This window comes from Solibacillus sp. FSL W7-1324 (assembly GCF_038008025.1).
Lineage (GTDB): Bacteria > Bacillota > Bacilli > Bacillales_A > Planococcaceae > Solibacillus.
In genome coordinates this window covers 2,277,708-2,292,781 of the sequence record NZ_JBBOYH010000001.1, presented here as the reverse complement: position 1 = coordinate 2,292,781, position 15,074 = coordinate 2,277,708, and the positions used below count along the sequence as shown (strand labels likewise).

The following is a 15,074-nucleotide window of genomic DNA, read 5'->3' as shown; positions in this document are numbered from 1 at the left end:
AAAAATTAAAGTTTTATTTAGAAAACTATTAGAAAAAACTTCCACAATCGAAATAAGTATGGTATTTTATAGATTATAAATAAAAGACTGAAAAATCTAAATCTTTGAAATTATTATTCTAGACTGATGAACAAATAGCAATGAAAGGAGAATCGTTATAAATGAAAGTGTATATAAGTGCAGACATCGAGGGGATAACCGGCACAACGGTATGGAGTGAAACGGAACTGAACGCTCCGGATTACGCCCAGTTTCAAAAACAAATGACAAAAGAAGTGCTTGCCGCCATTGAAGGGGCATTTGCAGGTGGCGCTACGGAAATCCTTTTGAAAGATGCGCATGATTCCGGCCGAAATATTTTGATTGAAAATCTGCCTGAGAATGTAAAAATTATTCGTGGCTGGACGCAAGATCCGATGTGTATGGTTGCGGGGTTGGACAGCAGTTTTGACAGGGCAATTTTTATCGGCTATCACAGTGAAGGCGGCAGTGAAAAGAATCCTTTGGCCCATACACTAAGTTTATTGGCCGATGTCAAAATAAACGGCGAATATGCCAGTGAGTTTTTAATAAATACATATGCAGCAGCCCTCCATGATGTACCGGTTGCTTTTGTCAGCGGAGATCAGGCGTTGGCGGAACATATCGCCCGATATAATGACCAAATCGTCACCTTCGCAACAAAAGAGGGAATCGGTCATGCAACAATCAATGTAAGCCCGCAAACAACATTAAAACAGACGAAACAGCTTGTAGAACGGGCAATGAAGATCGAACGTACAAAGCTTCAAATAGAGTTGCCGAAACACTTTACAGTGGAAATTATTTATAAAGATCATATTAAAGCCTACCGGAATTCATTTTATCCAGGTGCAACATTTAAACCGCATAATACAGTCCATTTCGAAACGAACGATTATTTTGAAGTGTTGAGACTGTTACAATTTTTAACTTGAAGCAGGTGAATTTATGAAAATAACAAAGGTTGAAGTGGGGATTGTCGAGGCTCCTCTTATTACCCCATTTAAAACAGCTTTACGCACAGTACATAGTATACGAAATATTGCCGTATTCATTTATACCGACAACGGGCTGATCGGTATTGGCGAAGCTGCGCCGACCCATGTCATTACAGGGGAGACCCTTTCTTCAATCCGTTATGCAATAGAAGAAGTGATTGCACCATCAATTATTGGAATTGAAATTGATGAAATTGCACTGCTTTGTCAAAAGGTCGATGCGTGTCTCTACCAGAATACGAGTGCTAAAGCGGCGGTCGAAATTGCGCTTTATGATTTATGGGCGAAACAATACAATGCTCCCCTTTATAAATTGTTAGGGGGGTACCGAAAAAACATTACAACGGACATTACGATTAGTGTAAATGGAACGGATGAAATGGTGAAGGATAGTTTAGCGGCTGTTAAACGGGGCTTTTCCATTTTAAAAGTGAAGGTCGGAAAAAATCCGGTAGAAGATGTTGAACGGGTCATGGCAATTCGAAAAGCAGTAGGACCTGATATTACATTAAGGGTTGACGCCAACCAAGGATGGACAGCAAAAGAAGCTGTAAAAATTATTGGACAGCTTGAGGATAAAGGCGCGGCTATCGAACTCGTTGAGCAGCCTGTCCATTATAGTGATATAAAGGGCATGCAATATATTACAAACAACACGTATACAAATATTTTGGCAGACGAAAGTGTATTTTCTCCAAAGCAAGCGATCGAGGTCATTGAAAAGCGGGCCGCGGATTTAATAAATATTAAGCTGATGAAAACAGGGGGCATTTCTAAAGCGCAGCAAATTAACCACATTGCAGAGGCAAATGGTATCTCTTGTATGATTGGCTGTATGCTTGAAACAAAAATCAGTGTCAGTGCAGCTGCCCATTTTGCTGCAGCAAGCAAAAATGTCACAATGGTTGATTTAGATGGACCAAGTTTGTGCAGTGAAGATCCAATTGAAGGGGGGCCGATTTTCGAAGGGGAAAACATTCAAATGACCGATGCTCCCGGTATCGGGTTATTCATAGAGGCTTATTTAGCCAAATAGAAAAAGATAGAAAAGAGAAATGGGGGAAATGACTTTGAAAAAATCTTTGTTAGCATTACTTTGTATGTTCGTACTCGTACTCGCAGCTTGTGGTGATTCATCGGATTCTGGTGAAACATCGGAATATCGAACAGTGTACTCAGGTGAAATTAAAACACTGAACTATTTAAAAACAGCAGAAACAAATGAATTTGCATTATCGGCGAATTTAGTAGAAGGATTAATAGAATATGATGAATATGGCGTTGTTAAGCCAGGATTAGCAGAAAGCTGGGAATCCAATGAAGATGCAACTGTATGGACATTCAAACTTCGTGATGACGTAAAGTGGGTAGACCATGAAGGAAAAGATGTAGAAAATGTTGTAGCACAGGACTTTGTAGATGGCTTAAATTATGTGCTTGATGCGAAGAACGAATCTTCGACAGCGTGGATTGCAACAGTCGTGAAAAATGGTGATGCTTTTTACAATGGCGAAGTAACGGATTTCTCGCAAGTAGGTATTAAAGCGATTGATGAAACAACGCTTGAATATACATTGGAAGCTCCGACACCATACTTTTTATCGATGCTGAACTACGTATGTTTCTTCCCTGTAAACGGCGAGTTCTTAGCTGAAAAAGGCGAGGCATTCGGAACGACTCGTGAGAATATTTTATATAACGGCGCATATATTTTAGATAAATTCGAACCTCAAAATGAGCGTGTACTTGTGAAAAACGATGCTTACTGGGATAAAGAAACAGTGAAAATCGATCGTATCCGCTATAAGTATAATAAAGAAGCCGCAACAGTTGCACCTGAACTGTTCCTACGTGATGAGATTGACGGGGCATTAATCCCGACGTCAATTTTGGATGAATGGTTAAACAGTGATGACAAAAAAGATTTAGTACGCCAAAACACAAATAACTTCTACACATACTTCTATGCATTAAACTTTGATCCGCAATATGATGCAGAGTATGAGCCTGAAAACTGGAAAGTAGCAGTAAATAATAAAGATTTCCGTAAATCGCTTTATCATGCACTTGATCGTGTATCGGCAATGTTAACGATTGAGCCTTACAACCCGCAAGATTTACTGTCTAATACAATTACACCGAAAAACTTCGTGGATGTTGAAGGTGTAGATTACACAATGCTTGAGCCATTAAAAGAGATTACAGAAACAGATTCATTCAACAAAGATCTGGCGCTTGAGCATAAAGAAGCGGCAATGGCTGCATTAGCCGGGAAAGCTACATTCCCAGTCAAGGTATTATTACCTTACAACTCTGGTTCACCGGAATGGGCTAACCGTTCACAAGTAGTGGAACAACAGCTTGAAAATCTTTTAGGTACTGATTATATCGATGTGGAACTGTATGCAGGTCCTGCGACAGGATTCCTTAGTGAAGTACGTCGCCCTGGTAAGTTCTCGATGCTTGAAGCAAACTGGGGTCCGGACTTTGCTGACCCGTCAACGTATACAGATCCATTTTCAGAAGGCGGAACATATAACAAGCCGGAAATGGCTGAAGGCTATAACAGTGAATATAACAAGCTAGTTGAAGCTGCAAAAGCAGAAGTAGATCCGGCTGTTCGTTATGAATTGTTTGCAAAGGCAGAGGCATTTTTAATTGAGGAAGCATTTGTTATCCCGTACGCTGTAGGCGGCGGCGGTTATACTGCTTCAAAATTAAATCCATTTGAATCACAATATTCGCCATTTGGTGTTACATCCGAGAAGTTTAAAGGTCAGTCTATCCTAGAGAAGCCAATGAGTAATGAAGAATTCAAGTCTGCTAAAGAAGCATGGGAAAAAGAACGTGCGGAAGCATTAGCAAACACTTCTAATTAATACGAGGGCATTTTAAATGGAGGTAGATTAGGAGATGACAGGATGTTTCTGCATCTCCTTTCTGCTTTTATAAACTTTATTCGACCGATGTTACGGATTTATTAAGGAGTAATTGGCGCTTGAGACCAACAATCACCGGACGTCATTACACCGAGGAACTACTGAGGAGGGAACGTGTTTGTTAAAGTATATTGCGAAACGATTCGCGCAATCGATATTGACGTTATTTATCATCGTGACAATAGTTTTCTCCCTGTTACGATTAATGCCTGATGAAGGCTATTTAGGCGCAGCAGCAGAAAAAATGTCGCCGGAACAGCAGGAAATTTATTTAACGAATCTGGGCTTACGGGATCCGTTATTAGTCCAACTTAAAAACTTCTACATCAATCTTATTCAAGGCGATCTAGGAAAATCGATTACATACCGTACAGATGTACCAGTACTTGACATTATTCAGGATAAAATGATGTATTCTATATTGTTCGGATTAGGAGCTGTAGCACTATCCTTATTAGTCGGTGTACCGCTGGGCATTTTGATGGCTCAGTTTAAAGGGCGCTGGCTCGACAGGCTGGGCACAGGCTATATCGTAATAGTAGTAGCAGTACCGGCGATGGTATATTTCCTTATGATTCAAATGTATATTTCGGAGTTGTTCAACTTGCCGATGCTGTTTGATGAATACAATCCGCGGAGTTTTATTTTACCGTTAATCTGTTTGGCACTTGGACCGATTGCTTCCTATGCAATGTGGATGCGACGCTATATGGTGGATGAGCTAAATAAGGATTATATTAAGCTGGCACGGGCAAAAGGTGTGACAGAACGTACGATTATGTTCCGCCATGTGATGAGAAATGCGTTCATCCCGATGGCGCAATATTTACCTGCAACGATTTTATTTACGATTACCGGTTCGATTTATATTGAATCATTATTTTCAATTCCAGGTATGGGTGGATTGCTCGTAGATGCGATCCAGCGCCAGGATAACAATGTCGTACAAGGTTTAGTGCTTGTATTTTCTTCACTAGGGATCATTGGTTTAATTTTAGGGGACTTACTGATGGCAATTGTTGACCCTCGAATTAAACTAGGGAAAGGGGACAGTGTACGCTAATGGGAATTTTTACGAAAGAGATTCAGAATATTTCGGAAAAATCAACAGAGCAGCTGCATGATCACATGTTTGACTTTGCCGCTGTCGATGATGCAAAAGCGGAAGAAACAGCTTATTCCAATTACTCTTATTGGCGTTCGACCTTCCGCTCCTTCAGGAAAAATAAAATTGCTGTATTTTTACTTGTCTTTGTCATCGTCTTGATTGCATTTACATTTGTCCAACCTTATTTGCCAGATCAAAAATCACCCACACAAATTTATTTGAATCCGGACACTGGAATGCAGGACCGGAATGTTGCTCCTAATGATGAATATATCTTTGGAACAAACTCCATCGGTCAGGATTTATGGTCCCGAATTTGGGAAGGAACAAGAACTTCTTTATTTATCGGTTTTGCTGTAGCGATTATTGAAGTTCTGATCGGTTTTACAGTTGGGGCATTATGGGGTTACTCGCGGAAACTCGAGGCACCGATTACCCAGCTGTACAATATCGTGGATAATATTCCGACAACGATTGTACTCATTTTAATGGCGTATATTTTGCGACCTGGCATATCGACGATCATTATCGCCATGTGTATAACGGGATGGGTTGAAATGGCGAGGTTCCTGAGAAATCAGATCGTCATACTGCGTGACCGTGAATATAATCTGGCATCCAAAACTTTAGGAACACCCGGCTATAAAATCATCTTGAAAAACCTGCTCCCATATTTAATTTCAGTCATTATGCTGCGAATGAGTTTAGCGGTCCCGGCTGCAATTGGTGCAGAAGTATTTTTAACATATATCGGACTCGGATTGCCGGTAAGTGAGCCATCATTAGGTAACTTGATCAATGAAGGACGCGTACTGATGATGTCACCGGATTTACGTTATCAGCTTATTTTCCCAAGTATCGTGCTGAGTGTCATTACGATCGCCTTTTATATTATCGGGAATGCATTTGCTGATGCGGCAGATCCGAAAAATCACGTTTAAAGAGGAGGGCGTTATATGGAACAGGAAAAAATATTATCCATCGAAAATCTAGTCATAAAATTTAAACTGCGTGGACAAACCTTGACGGCTATCCGTGATATTTCGCTCGATCTATATAAAGGGGAAAGCCTTGCAATCGTGGGGGAATCAGGTTCAGGAAAATCCGTATTAGTAAAATCAATCATGGGTCTCCTTGATAAAAACGGCTATATTGCAAATGGACAAATTCACTTTGACGGCCATGATTTATCGAAATTTAAAACAGAGGCAGACTGGCTGAAGGTCCGCGGCAAAAAAATTGCCATGGTGACACAAGACCCGATGACATCGCTGAATCCGCTGAAAACAATCGGCAAACAGATCGAAGAAAGTGTCGTACTGCACCAAGGATTAAAAGGGAAAGAAGCATATGAAAAAACATTGCAGCTGCTGCGTGATGTTGGAATCCATGATGTGGCGCGCCGCTATAAGCAATACCCGCATGAATTTTCCGGTGGGATGCGTCAGCGGATCGTAATTGCGATTGCAGTTGCCTGCAATCCGCAAATCCTGATTTGTGACGAACCGACAACCGCCTTGGATGTAACGATCCAGGCACAAATCCTGCAGCTTTTAACGAATTTGCAGGAGAAGTATTTGCTGACGACGATTTATATTACGCATGATTTAGGGGTTGTTGCGAAAGTCGCGGACAGAATTGCAGTTATGTATGCAGGGGATATTATCGAAGTTGGACAAACAGAGGAAGTATTTTTCGATGCGAAACATCCGTACACATGGGCTTTGATTTCGTCACTTCCACAATTGGGCAATAAAGGCGAAGAACTGTATTCAATCAAAGGCACACCACCGAATTTATTTAAAGAGATTAAAGGGGATGCGTTTGCACCTCGGAATCAATATGCACTCAAAATCGACTTTGTTGAACGTCCACCTTTTTTCAAAGTTACCGATACCCACTATGCCCGCACATGGCTGCTTGATCCGAAGGCACCGAAAGTAGAGCCTCCTGAAGTGTTGCAAGCCTTTTTCGCAGAAGGGAGACAATATGCAAATGACTAATCTAAATAAAGAAAAACTGATTGAAGTAAAAAATATTGATATCGTTTTTGGACAAGGCAAAAAACAGTTCAAGGCGGTAGACAACGTGAGCTTCGATATATATAAAGGGGAAACATTCGGACTTGTAGGGGAGTCGGGTTCAGGAAAAACGACAATCGGCCGTGCGATTATGCGCATTAATCCGATAACAAACGGAGAAATCCTATTCCATGGAAAACCGATCAATGGCCGTATATCCAGTGCATGGGACCGTGAAATTACACAAAAGATCCAAATGATTTTCCAGGACCCGGGTGCTTCTTTAAATGAACGGGCAAAGGTTGATTATATTGTTTCAGAAGGTCTGATCAATAATAAAAGGTACGGCAATGAGCAGGAGCGGATCGATAAAGTAAAAAAAGCTTTACTGGAAGTCGGACTGCTGCCGGAATTTGCTTCACGTTTCCCGCATGAATTTTCGGGCGGGCAGCGTCAACGGATCGGTATTGCCAGAGCACTAGTCATGGAACCGGAGTTTATTGTAGCGGATGAACCGATATCTGCGCTGGACGTTTCCATCCGTGCCCAAGTATTGAACTTATTGTCCAGCTTACAGGAACATCGTGAGTTAACGTATTTATTTATTGCCCATGACCTGTCGATTGTGCGCTTCATAACAGATCGTACGGCGGTGATATACAAGGGGAAAATCGTTGAACTGGGTGAAACGGAAAAGCTGTTCAACAATCCGTTGCATCCTTACACGAAAGCATTACTGGCTGCTGTTCCGGAACCGAATCCGTTAAAAGAACGCAGAAAAAAACTGCAAGTGTATGATCCGACTGTCCATCAGTATGAAATGGATCCACCTGAATTTGTTGAAATTGAAGAAGGACATTTCGTATTGGCCAATCAAGAAGAGCAGGCACAATATCGGGCGGTGCTTGCCGGAAGTGGAGTGTAGACGATGGCAATGATAATCCCAAAATCTTTGAAAAAAGGCGATACTGTCGCATTGATCAGCGCATCGGGAGCAACACCTGAACACCGTATCGAACGGGCGATCCAGGCAGTGGAGCAGCTTGGTTTTCATGTAGTTGTAGGAGAAACGTGCAGAGCGCGACACGGGTATTTTGGGGGCAGTGATGAGCTGCGTGCCAAAGAATTGAATGCTATGTTCCGAAATCCAGAAATCGACGGTATCTTTTGTATTCGCGGAGGTTATGGCGCGACACGGATTTTACCGATGCTTGATCTGGAGATGATTAAGGAAAACCCGAAAGTATTTGCAGGCTATAGTGATGTGACGGCACTGCACATTGTATTCAATCAGCAATGCGGCTTTGTAACGTACCATACTCCGATGCCGTCGACTGAATTTATCCGTCCAGAAATGGATGACTATACATGGGAGTATTTCATCAGCAGTGTGACAAATACCGGGTGGAATGATTATTTCCTGGAAAATGCAAAAGGCCAGGATATGAACATGGTTGTTCCCGGGACGGCTACAGGTGAATTAGCTGGAGGCAACTTAACCCTTGTTGCAGCATCTTTAGGCACACCGTATGAGATTGATTTAAAAGGTAAAATTCTCTTTTTGGAAGACATCGATGAAAATGTGCAACGAATCGACCGAATGCTGACACAGCTGTCATTGTCGGGGAAACTGCAGCAACTTTCGGGAATTTTGCTCGGTGCTTGGACGGATTGCGGACCAATGGATTTAAAAAATACAGAAAATAATTTAAGTTTGGATACAGTATTTGAAGAGATTTTAGTGCCGTTGAATATTCCAATCATAAAAGATGTAACATGTGGTCATGTACTGCCGACGATGTCATTGCCGCTTGGTAAAACCGTAACAATCGATGCGACAAATAAATCTATTCGGGTTGTAGGTTAAGCTGATGCATAAACAACTGGATCGTATTATTGCACAGTGTCCATATAAAGTGCATGGCATTGTAGAAGATTACAATACTAATGAGATTGTATGGGAAAATCGGAACGAGGAAATTTTCAGCAGTGCCAGTATTATTAAAGTGCCGATACTGATCGCTATTTTGGCTCATCTGCAAAAAACGAACGGCAATTTGAATCGCAATTACGAAATCACACCGGATAACATGGTAGATTTCAGTGTTCTAACCGAGCAGAGACAAACGCAGGCTACACTGCACGAGCTGTTACTTTGGATGATCATTACGAGTGACAATACAGCCACAAACGTATGTATTGATCTTTTAGGCATGGATGCATTTAATGATTATTTTAAAGAAATCGGTTTACATAATACTCGGGTCCAGCGAAAGATGATGGATTTTGAACGTCAAAAGCTGGGCCTTGATAATGAAACGACAGCACAGGATATGCAGCACCTTTTCGGGCAAATATATAGAGGTACACTCCTTACAAAAGAGTGGAATGCAGTTGCACTCGATATTTTAAGCAGGCAGCGCAGTCACGAATCGCTCAAACGCTATATTGTAGATGACGTTAAAATGGCGCTTAAAACAGGCGGTCTCGATACGGTCGACCATGATGCTGGCATTGTATTTACAAGAAATCGAGATTATTTTATCGGGGTTTTCATTACAGAAGTGACCGATAACGACAAAGCAAGACAAACGATCGGCACGATTTCTAAAATCGTCTATGATCATTTTACAAAACAGGAGGAGGGAATCGATTGAATGCCGTTGTGAAAACACAGATTGCGAATTTACATGCAGCACCAGACCGACATTCTGAATTAATCGATGAGGCGTTGTACGGAATGCCGGTCGAAGTTCTAGAAGAAATTGATGAAAATTGGGTCAAAATCCTAACCTTTTACCGTTACGAAGGCTATACATTAAAATCCAATTTGCAAGTTGGAAGTGAACCTACTGTAAACTGGGTATATGAAGCAAATGATGTCGTTATTCAAAGCTTTGCGGATGTCCTTAAAGCACCAAAAATACAAAGCGAAAATATCCTGACATTGACACGGGGCGCTTTTATCAAAGTTGTTCTGGAGGCCGGGCTTGATCCAACTTGGGCAAAAGTACAGCTTGTAACAGGTGAAGAAGGGTATGTACGGTCGGCCTGGATTCAGGATCGTGTAAAAGTGTATACGACAAATGAAGAAGCATTCCGCAAGCAAGTCGTGGAAACTGCTTTTCGTTATTTAGGAACACCATACCGATGGGGCGGGAAAACACCTTTAGGCATTGACTGTTCAGGTCTTGTATCAATGGCGTATATGCTAAACGGTGCTTTTATTTACCGGGATGCGAAAATAGAGGTAGGTTTCCCGTTAAGGAAAATAGAAGGCGACAACTTAAAGCCGGGTGATCTGATTTTCTTCCCTGGCCATGTAGCAATGTATATTGGGAATGATGAGTATATCCATTCCTCGCTGGGTGGAAATGAGGTTAATGTAAACAGTCTGAACTTGCAGCATGACCATTACCGTGAAGATTTGGCGACAACGATTACGGAGTACGGCAGTATTTTTTAATTCAATAACAAATAAAAGGTCAACTCAGCAAGAAATCTGAGTTGACCTTTTTAGTTACATGAAAATTGGTTTCGTTCAATTAAAAGTTTTTAAGAATCCAATCGTTCGCTTCTACCCAATTATTAACGCGAATGACGTTATTCGGTACAGGCATTTGATTGTACGGCGTATCAAATAAAATAACAGGGATTTTTAGCTCTTCTGCAATTTCCACTGCATTATCATGTTTGTCTTCGAAAAAAGCTTCCACTGCATGCTTTTTAGCGATGGCAATTTTGTTGTGACTGCCGATACATTCGATATGATCGTAAGGAACTTTAAATTGATCAAACCAGTTTTTCGTAATATCGAAAACATTTTCTCCACGCGCAGAAATATAATAAAGCTCATACTGGTTTTGCCAGGCAGTTAAAATGCGGTGCGCGTCTGCAGCAAGCTCACTTACTTCATACATTCGTAGCTCGTTTTCTTTAAACCAGGCCTGAAACTGTGCGCGGTCTACAGGATGAGGAAAACCACTTAAAAAATCATATTCCGTTACATCTTGTAGCGTCATATTAATATTGTATTGTTTATTAATATGTGGAATCAATGTGGCAGGACATGTAACGGTCCCGTCAATATCGATGCCGAACCGATGTTTTAAGTTTGTCATTTCCATTACCTCTTTTCTTTACACAGTTGCATTTGCTTGTGCTTCTGCTTCACGCTTTGCTACCATTTCAGCAGCTAATTTATCGATTTCTTTCTTCAGTTCTTCCACCATTGTTTCTTCCGGAACTTTACGAACTGTTTTACCTTTCATGAATAAAAGCCCTTCACCACGTGCACCCGCAATACCGATATCTGCTTCACGTGCTTCACCAGGACCGTTTACCGCACAGCCTAAAACAGCTACTTTTAACGGAACATTCAATTTTGAAATGTATTCTTCTACTTCGTTGGCAATTGAAATTAAATCAATTTCGATACGGCCGCATGTCGGGCAAGAAATTAATGTCGCCATGTTAGATGCCAAGCCGAATGATTTTAATAATTCACGGGCTACTTTAATTTCTTCAACTGGATCTGCAGATAATGAAATACGTAAAGTATTACCGATCCCTTTAGATAAAATCGCGCCTAAACCGGCAGCTGATTTAACAGTACCGGCAAATAATGTACCTGATTCTGTAATACCTAAATGCAGCGGGTAATCGAATGCTTTTGATGCTTTTTCATAGGCTTCGATTGCCAGGTTTACGTCTGATGCTTTCATCGAAACAATAATGTCATGGAAATCCAAGTCTTCTAGAATTTTAATATGATGCAATGCAGATTCTACCATTCCATCTGCAGTAGGGTAACCGTACTTTTCAAGAATATGACGCTCTAAAGAACCGGCGTTAACACCGATTCGGATTGGTATACCTTTTGCTTTTGCCGCATTTACAACTGCTTCTACTTTTTCGCGGCGCCCGATGTTACCCGGGTTGATACGTACTTTATCGATGCCACCTTCAATGGCTTTTAATGCTAATTTGTAATCAAAGTGAATATCCGCTACTAACGGGATATTAATTTGTCTTTTTATTTCAGCTATTGCATTTGCAGCACGCTCATCCGGTACTGCAATACGTACGATTTGACAACCTGCCTCTTCTAAACGTTTAATTTCGGCAACCGTTGCTTCTACATCATGTGTTTTCGTCGTACACATACTTTGGATTACGACTTCGTTATTACCACCTATTGTTAAGTTACCGACACGCACAGGACGTGTTTTCGTACGGTGAACGATTTCACTCATGAAAAATTCTCTCCTTTTCAGGCTTTTGATGTGTTATATCTCCTAAAAGATATAACGATATGTAAGCCGTCACTGTTCCTTATTTTATCAGTGTATTTAAAGAAGAACAAGGAAGAAACATTATGAAATCAATTTAGACAGTTTTCCTTCGCGTTCGAGATGATTGGGATGAGAACAGTGTCTCCTGGTACAAGCGGCTGTAAATTTAAATGCGGATTAAGTTGGTAAAATTGTGCAAGTCTTTCTGGGAATGTGGTTTTAATAGGTGAGGGAGTTGCTGAAAATAGACTGTAAATGGTATCGTCCGGCTGGATTTTTACGACAACATAGTTTCCTTGTTCACCTTCCTGACATGATTGCGGATCAGTATAAAAGGATGCTAATGGGAGCGTACCTTCCTGTAAATCAACTTTAATGACAAATGCAAACAACAAAAGAACGATGGAAGCTATTAAAAAGCGCAAAAAAATCCTCCTTCTCTCTACAATTTAACTCGTTAATAGATTGTTAAACTATATGATTCAGAAGGAGAATTTATTATTTTTGTACGGGATATTTTGTTAAGGCAATAATTATAAAGAACATTGTGATAAAAATACTGATAAGGGTTATAACAGTTTGTGAGATTATAAACAGATTTCCGAAAATCATCAATAATGTTCCCCACGTGCTTGCAAAAACAGCTGTACGCCATATTTGTCTGTATTCGCCGCGTCGTTTCATCGGTTTAATGAAAAACAGACCTGCAAGCGCATATAAACTTACTTTAATAAAATAGATGGATGTATTCAGTACGAATAAAAAAACAATGGCGATCGGATAAACAATCCACTGTATATTTTGTGCATACTGTTCAATCTCCGAATAGCCGAAAATTTCGGCTGTTCCGGCATTAATAAATTGGCCGAATGAAAAAGCAGTAATGAGGGTAATCATTAAAAAGGCATACTGCATCACTTTACCGATGGATAGAATCCGGTATGCCCCCAGCTTTTTGGGACTGGTTAAACTATGTATGAATAACTGCATATGTGAAATTTTCATAATATTCGAATGCTCCTTTACAAAAGTAGTGTAACATGAAAAAAATTCGAATTGAACTCGGAAAATTAAATTGAATCTTTTCCTCGTACATTACGTATAATTTGTGAAAACATTATAGGAAGAAGATTAGAAAGGATGTGAAATGAATGGATATTATTGCATGGATACTTATTATCGCACTTTTTATTATTGCGTTTATCGGCTTAGTATATCCAATTATCCCATCCGTCTTATTTTTGCTCGGCGGGTTTATCGTTTATGGGCTATTTTATAGTTTTACCGATTTGCCATGGTGGTTCTGGGTAATTGAGCTATTATTTGTTGCGCTGTTATTTGTGGCAGATACAATCTCGAATATAATCGGAGTAAAAAAATTCGGCGGATCAAAAGCCGGGATGTGGGGAAGCACGATTGGTTTATTGATTGGACCATTTGTTATACCATTTGCAGGTATTATTGCGGGTCCGTTTATCGGTGCAATTATAGGTGAATTAATTGTGACGCGAAGTAATTTGAAGCAGGCAATTAAAGTCGGTGTTGGTTCAGTTGTAGGATTTTTAACATCGGTCGTCACTAAAGGGATTATTCAAGCAGTAATGATTATCATATTTTTTATGGCTATCTAGTTTCAAATTAAGTGCTATGAAATTATTGAAGAGCAAATATTTGTAAAATCAAATCATTATCGCTTACACTAGTAATGGAAAGATTACATACAACAGGTAAGACAAGTAATCCGAAGCCTTTCCGTCAAAAGACTGAAATGCAAATATTACGGTTTTTTTCATTGAATGAGGAATCATTTTTTGATAACCTAGTACTGTAATCAACATTAATTACTTGTTCCAGGGAGGAATATTATCATGGCATTCAAATTACCAGAATTAACTTACGCTTACGACGCATTGGAACCACATATCGATGCAAAAACAATGGAAATTCACCACACTAAACACCACAATACTTACGTAACAAACTTAAACGCAGCAGTAGAAGGTACTGAATACGCTGACAAAGACATCAACGAGTTAATCTCTAACATCGATGCATTACCAGCTGACAAACAAACTGCTGTACGCAACAACGGTGGCGGACATGCTAACCACACATTATTCTGGGAATTAATCGCTCCAGGCGGTTCTAACACTCCAGTAGGTGAAGTAGCTGCTGCAATCGATGCGAAATTTGGTTCATTTGACGCATTCAAAGAAGAATTCGCAAAAGCTGCTACAACTCGTTTCGGTTCAGGTTGGGCATGGTTAATCGTTGATGGTGACGGTGTAGCTGTTACTTCAACTCCAAACCAAGACTCTCCAGTAATGGAAGGTAAAACACCAATCCTAGGCTTAGACGTTTGGGAGCACGCTTATTACTTAAACTACCAAAACCGTCGTCCAGACTACATCGGTGCATTCTGGAACGTAGTGAACTGGGACGTAGTAGAAGCTAAGTTTCAAGCTGCAAAATAATAGCGCGAAGAATTAACTATATTCTAAACGGATACCAGTTTGCGACGAAAGCGAAGCGGCAGGAGCACTTCTGGGACGTAGTAGAAGCTAAATTCCAAGCTGCAAAATAATTGAAAATTAAAGCTAAACTGTACTGAAAGCAACGCGGCAGGTACAAAATACTTTAAACGTAAAACGCATGAGAAGTTTCATTACTTCCATGCGTTTTTTTATGTATTT

General features: G+C 40.4%; 16 protein-coding genes. 12 read left to right on the top strand and 4 right to left on the bottom strand.

From position 1 onward, the window contains the following. Positions 1-161: 161 nt before the first annotated feature. The 10 genes from MKY71_RS11365 to MKY71_RS11320 all read left to right on the top strand — a co-directional run bounded on the left by MKY71_RS11365 (position 162) and on the right by MKY71_RS11320 (position 10,553). Positions 162-956 (top strand): M55 family metallopeptidase, encoded by a 795-nt coding sequence (locus tag MKY71_RS11365; protein ID WP_340732654.1) that lies wholly within the window; start codon positions 162-164, stop codon positions 954-956. A gap of 13 nt (positions 957-969) precedes the next feature. Further along, the gene (locus tag MKY71_RS11360) at positions 970-2,055 is read left to right on the top strand and encodes a dipeptide epimerase (protein WP_340732653.1); all 1,086 of its coding nucleotides are present in this window, start codon (positions 970-972) and stop codon (positions 2,053-2,055) included. Between the two features lie 64 nt (positions 2,056-2,119). Beyond that, entirely contained in the window at positions 2,120-3,898 is a 1,779-nt protein-coding gene (locus MKY71_RS11355; protein ID WP_445683744.1) for a peptide ABC transporter substrate-binding protein, read from the top strand. Between the two features lie 178 nt (positions 3,899-4,076). Beyond that, complete coding sequence (locus tag MKY71_RS11350) at positions 4,077-5,021, top strand: ABC transporter permease (RefSeq protein ID WP_340732651.1); 945 nt, start codon at positions 4,077-4,079, stop codon at positions 5,019-5,021. Beyond that, positions 5,021-6,007, top strand: coding sequence for an ABC transporter permease (locus MKY71_RS11345; protein ID WP_339171986.1), 987 nt, complete (start codon positions 5,021-5,023; stop codon positions 6,005-6,007). The genes MKY71_RS11350 and MKY71_RS11345 overlap by 1 nt, the downstream gene beginning before the upstream one ends. Positions 6,008-6,022: 15 nt before the next feature. Further along, complete coding sequence (locus MKY71_RS11340; protein WP_339171983.1) at positions 6,023-7,069, top strand: ABC transporter ATP-binding protein; 1,047 nt, start codon at positions 6,023-6,025, stop codon at positions 7,067-7,069. Continuing rightward, positions 7,062-8,012: an oligopeptide/dipeptide ABC transporter ATP-binding protein gene (locus tag MKY71_RS11335; RefSeq protein WP_339171980.1), complete on the top strand. Its 951-nt coding sequence runs from the start codon at positions 7,062-7,064 to the stop codon at positions 8,010-8,012. The genes MKY71_RS11340 and MKY71_RS11335 overlap by 8 nt, the downstream gene beginning before the upstream one ends. A 3-nt stretch (positions 8,013-8,015) precedes the next feature. After that, positions 8,016-8,954, top strand: coding sequence for a S66 peptidase family protein (locus MKY71_RS11330; RefSeq protein ID WP_340732650.1), 939 nt, complete (start codon positions 8,016-8,018; stop codon positions 8,952-8,954). Between the two features lie 4 nt (positions 8,955-8,958). Continuing rightward, positions 8,959-9,744 carry a serine hydrolase gene (locus MKY71_RS11325; RefSeq protein ID WP_340732648.1) on the top strand — a complete coding sequence of 262 codons (786 nt, stop codon included), beginning with the start codon at positions 8,959-8,961 and terminating at the stop codon, positions 9,742-9,744. Beyond that, complete coding sequence (locus tag MKY71_RS11320) at positions 9,741-10,553, top strand: C40 family peptidase (protein ID WP_340732646.1); 813 nt, start codon at positions 9,741-9,743, stop codon at positions 10,551-10,553. Before MKY71_RS11325 ends, MKY71_RS11320 begins: the two co-directional genes overlap by 4 nt. A gap of 79 nt (positions 10,554-10,632) precedes the next feature. Here MKY71_RS11320 and MKY71_RS11315 read toward each other — a convergent pair whose 3' ends face one another. The 4 genes from MKY71_RS11315 to MKY71_RS11300 form a co-directional block, all read right to left on the bottom strand. Next, the gene (locus tag MKY71_RS11315) at positions 10,633-11,208 is read right to left on the bottom strand and encodes a 5' nucleotidase, NT5C type (RefSeq protein WP_340732645.1); all 576 of its coding nucleotides are present in this window, start codon (positions 11,206-11,208) and stop codon (positions 10,633-10,635) included. An 18-nt stretch (positions 11,209-11,226) separates the two neighbouring features. Then, the gene (gene ispG, locus MKY71_RS11310) at positions 11,227-12,342 is read right to left on the bottom strand and encodes a flavodoxin-dependent (E)-4-hydroxy-3-methylbut-2-enyl-diphosphate synthase (RefSeq protein WP_340732644.1); all 1,116 of its coding nucleotides are present in this window, start codon (positions 12,340-12,342) and stop codon (positions 11,227-11,229) included. A 128-nt stretch (positions 12,343-12,470) separates the two neighbouring features. Then, on the bottom strand, positions 12,471-12,806 hold the full coding sequence (locus MKY71_RS11305; protein WP_340732643.1) for a hypothetical protein: 336 nt from the start codon (positions 12,804-12,806) through the stop codon (positions 12,471-12,473). A gap of 73 nt (positions 12,807-12,879) precedes the next feature. Beyond that, positions 12,880-13,386: a DUF1189 family protein gene (locus MKY71_RS11300; RefSeq protein ID WP_340732642.1), complete on the bottom strand. Its 507-nt coding sequence runs from the start codon at positions 13,384-13,386 to the stop codon at positions 12,880-12,882. A gap of 146 nt (positions 13,387-13,532) precedes the next feature. On the opposite strand from MKY71_RS11300, the gene MKY71_RS11295 reads away from it, so the two are divergent. Both MKY71_RS11295 and MKY71_RS11290 read left to right on the top strand, forming a co-directional pair. Next, the gene (locus MKY71_RS11295; protein WP_339195022.1) at positions 13,533-14,012 is read left to right on the top strand and encodes a DUF456 domain-containing protein; all 480 of its coding nucleotides are present in this window, start codon (positions 13,533-13,535) and stop codon (positions 14,010-14,012) included. A 237-nt stretch (positions 14,013-14,249) separates the two neighbouring features. Then, positions 14,250-14,855: a superoxide dismutase gene (locus tag MKY71_RS11290; protein WP_079527822.1), complete on the top strand. Its 606-nt coding sequence runs from the start codon at positions 14,250-14,252 to the stop codon at positions 14,853-14,855. The last annotated feature ends 219 nt before the right edge of the window (positions 14,856-15,074 follow it).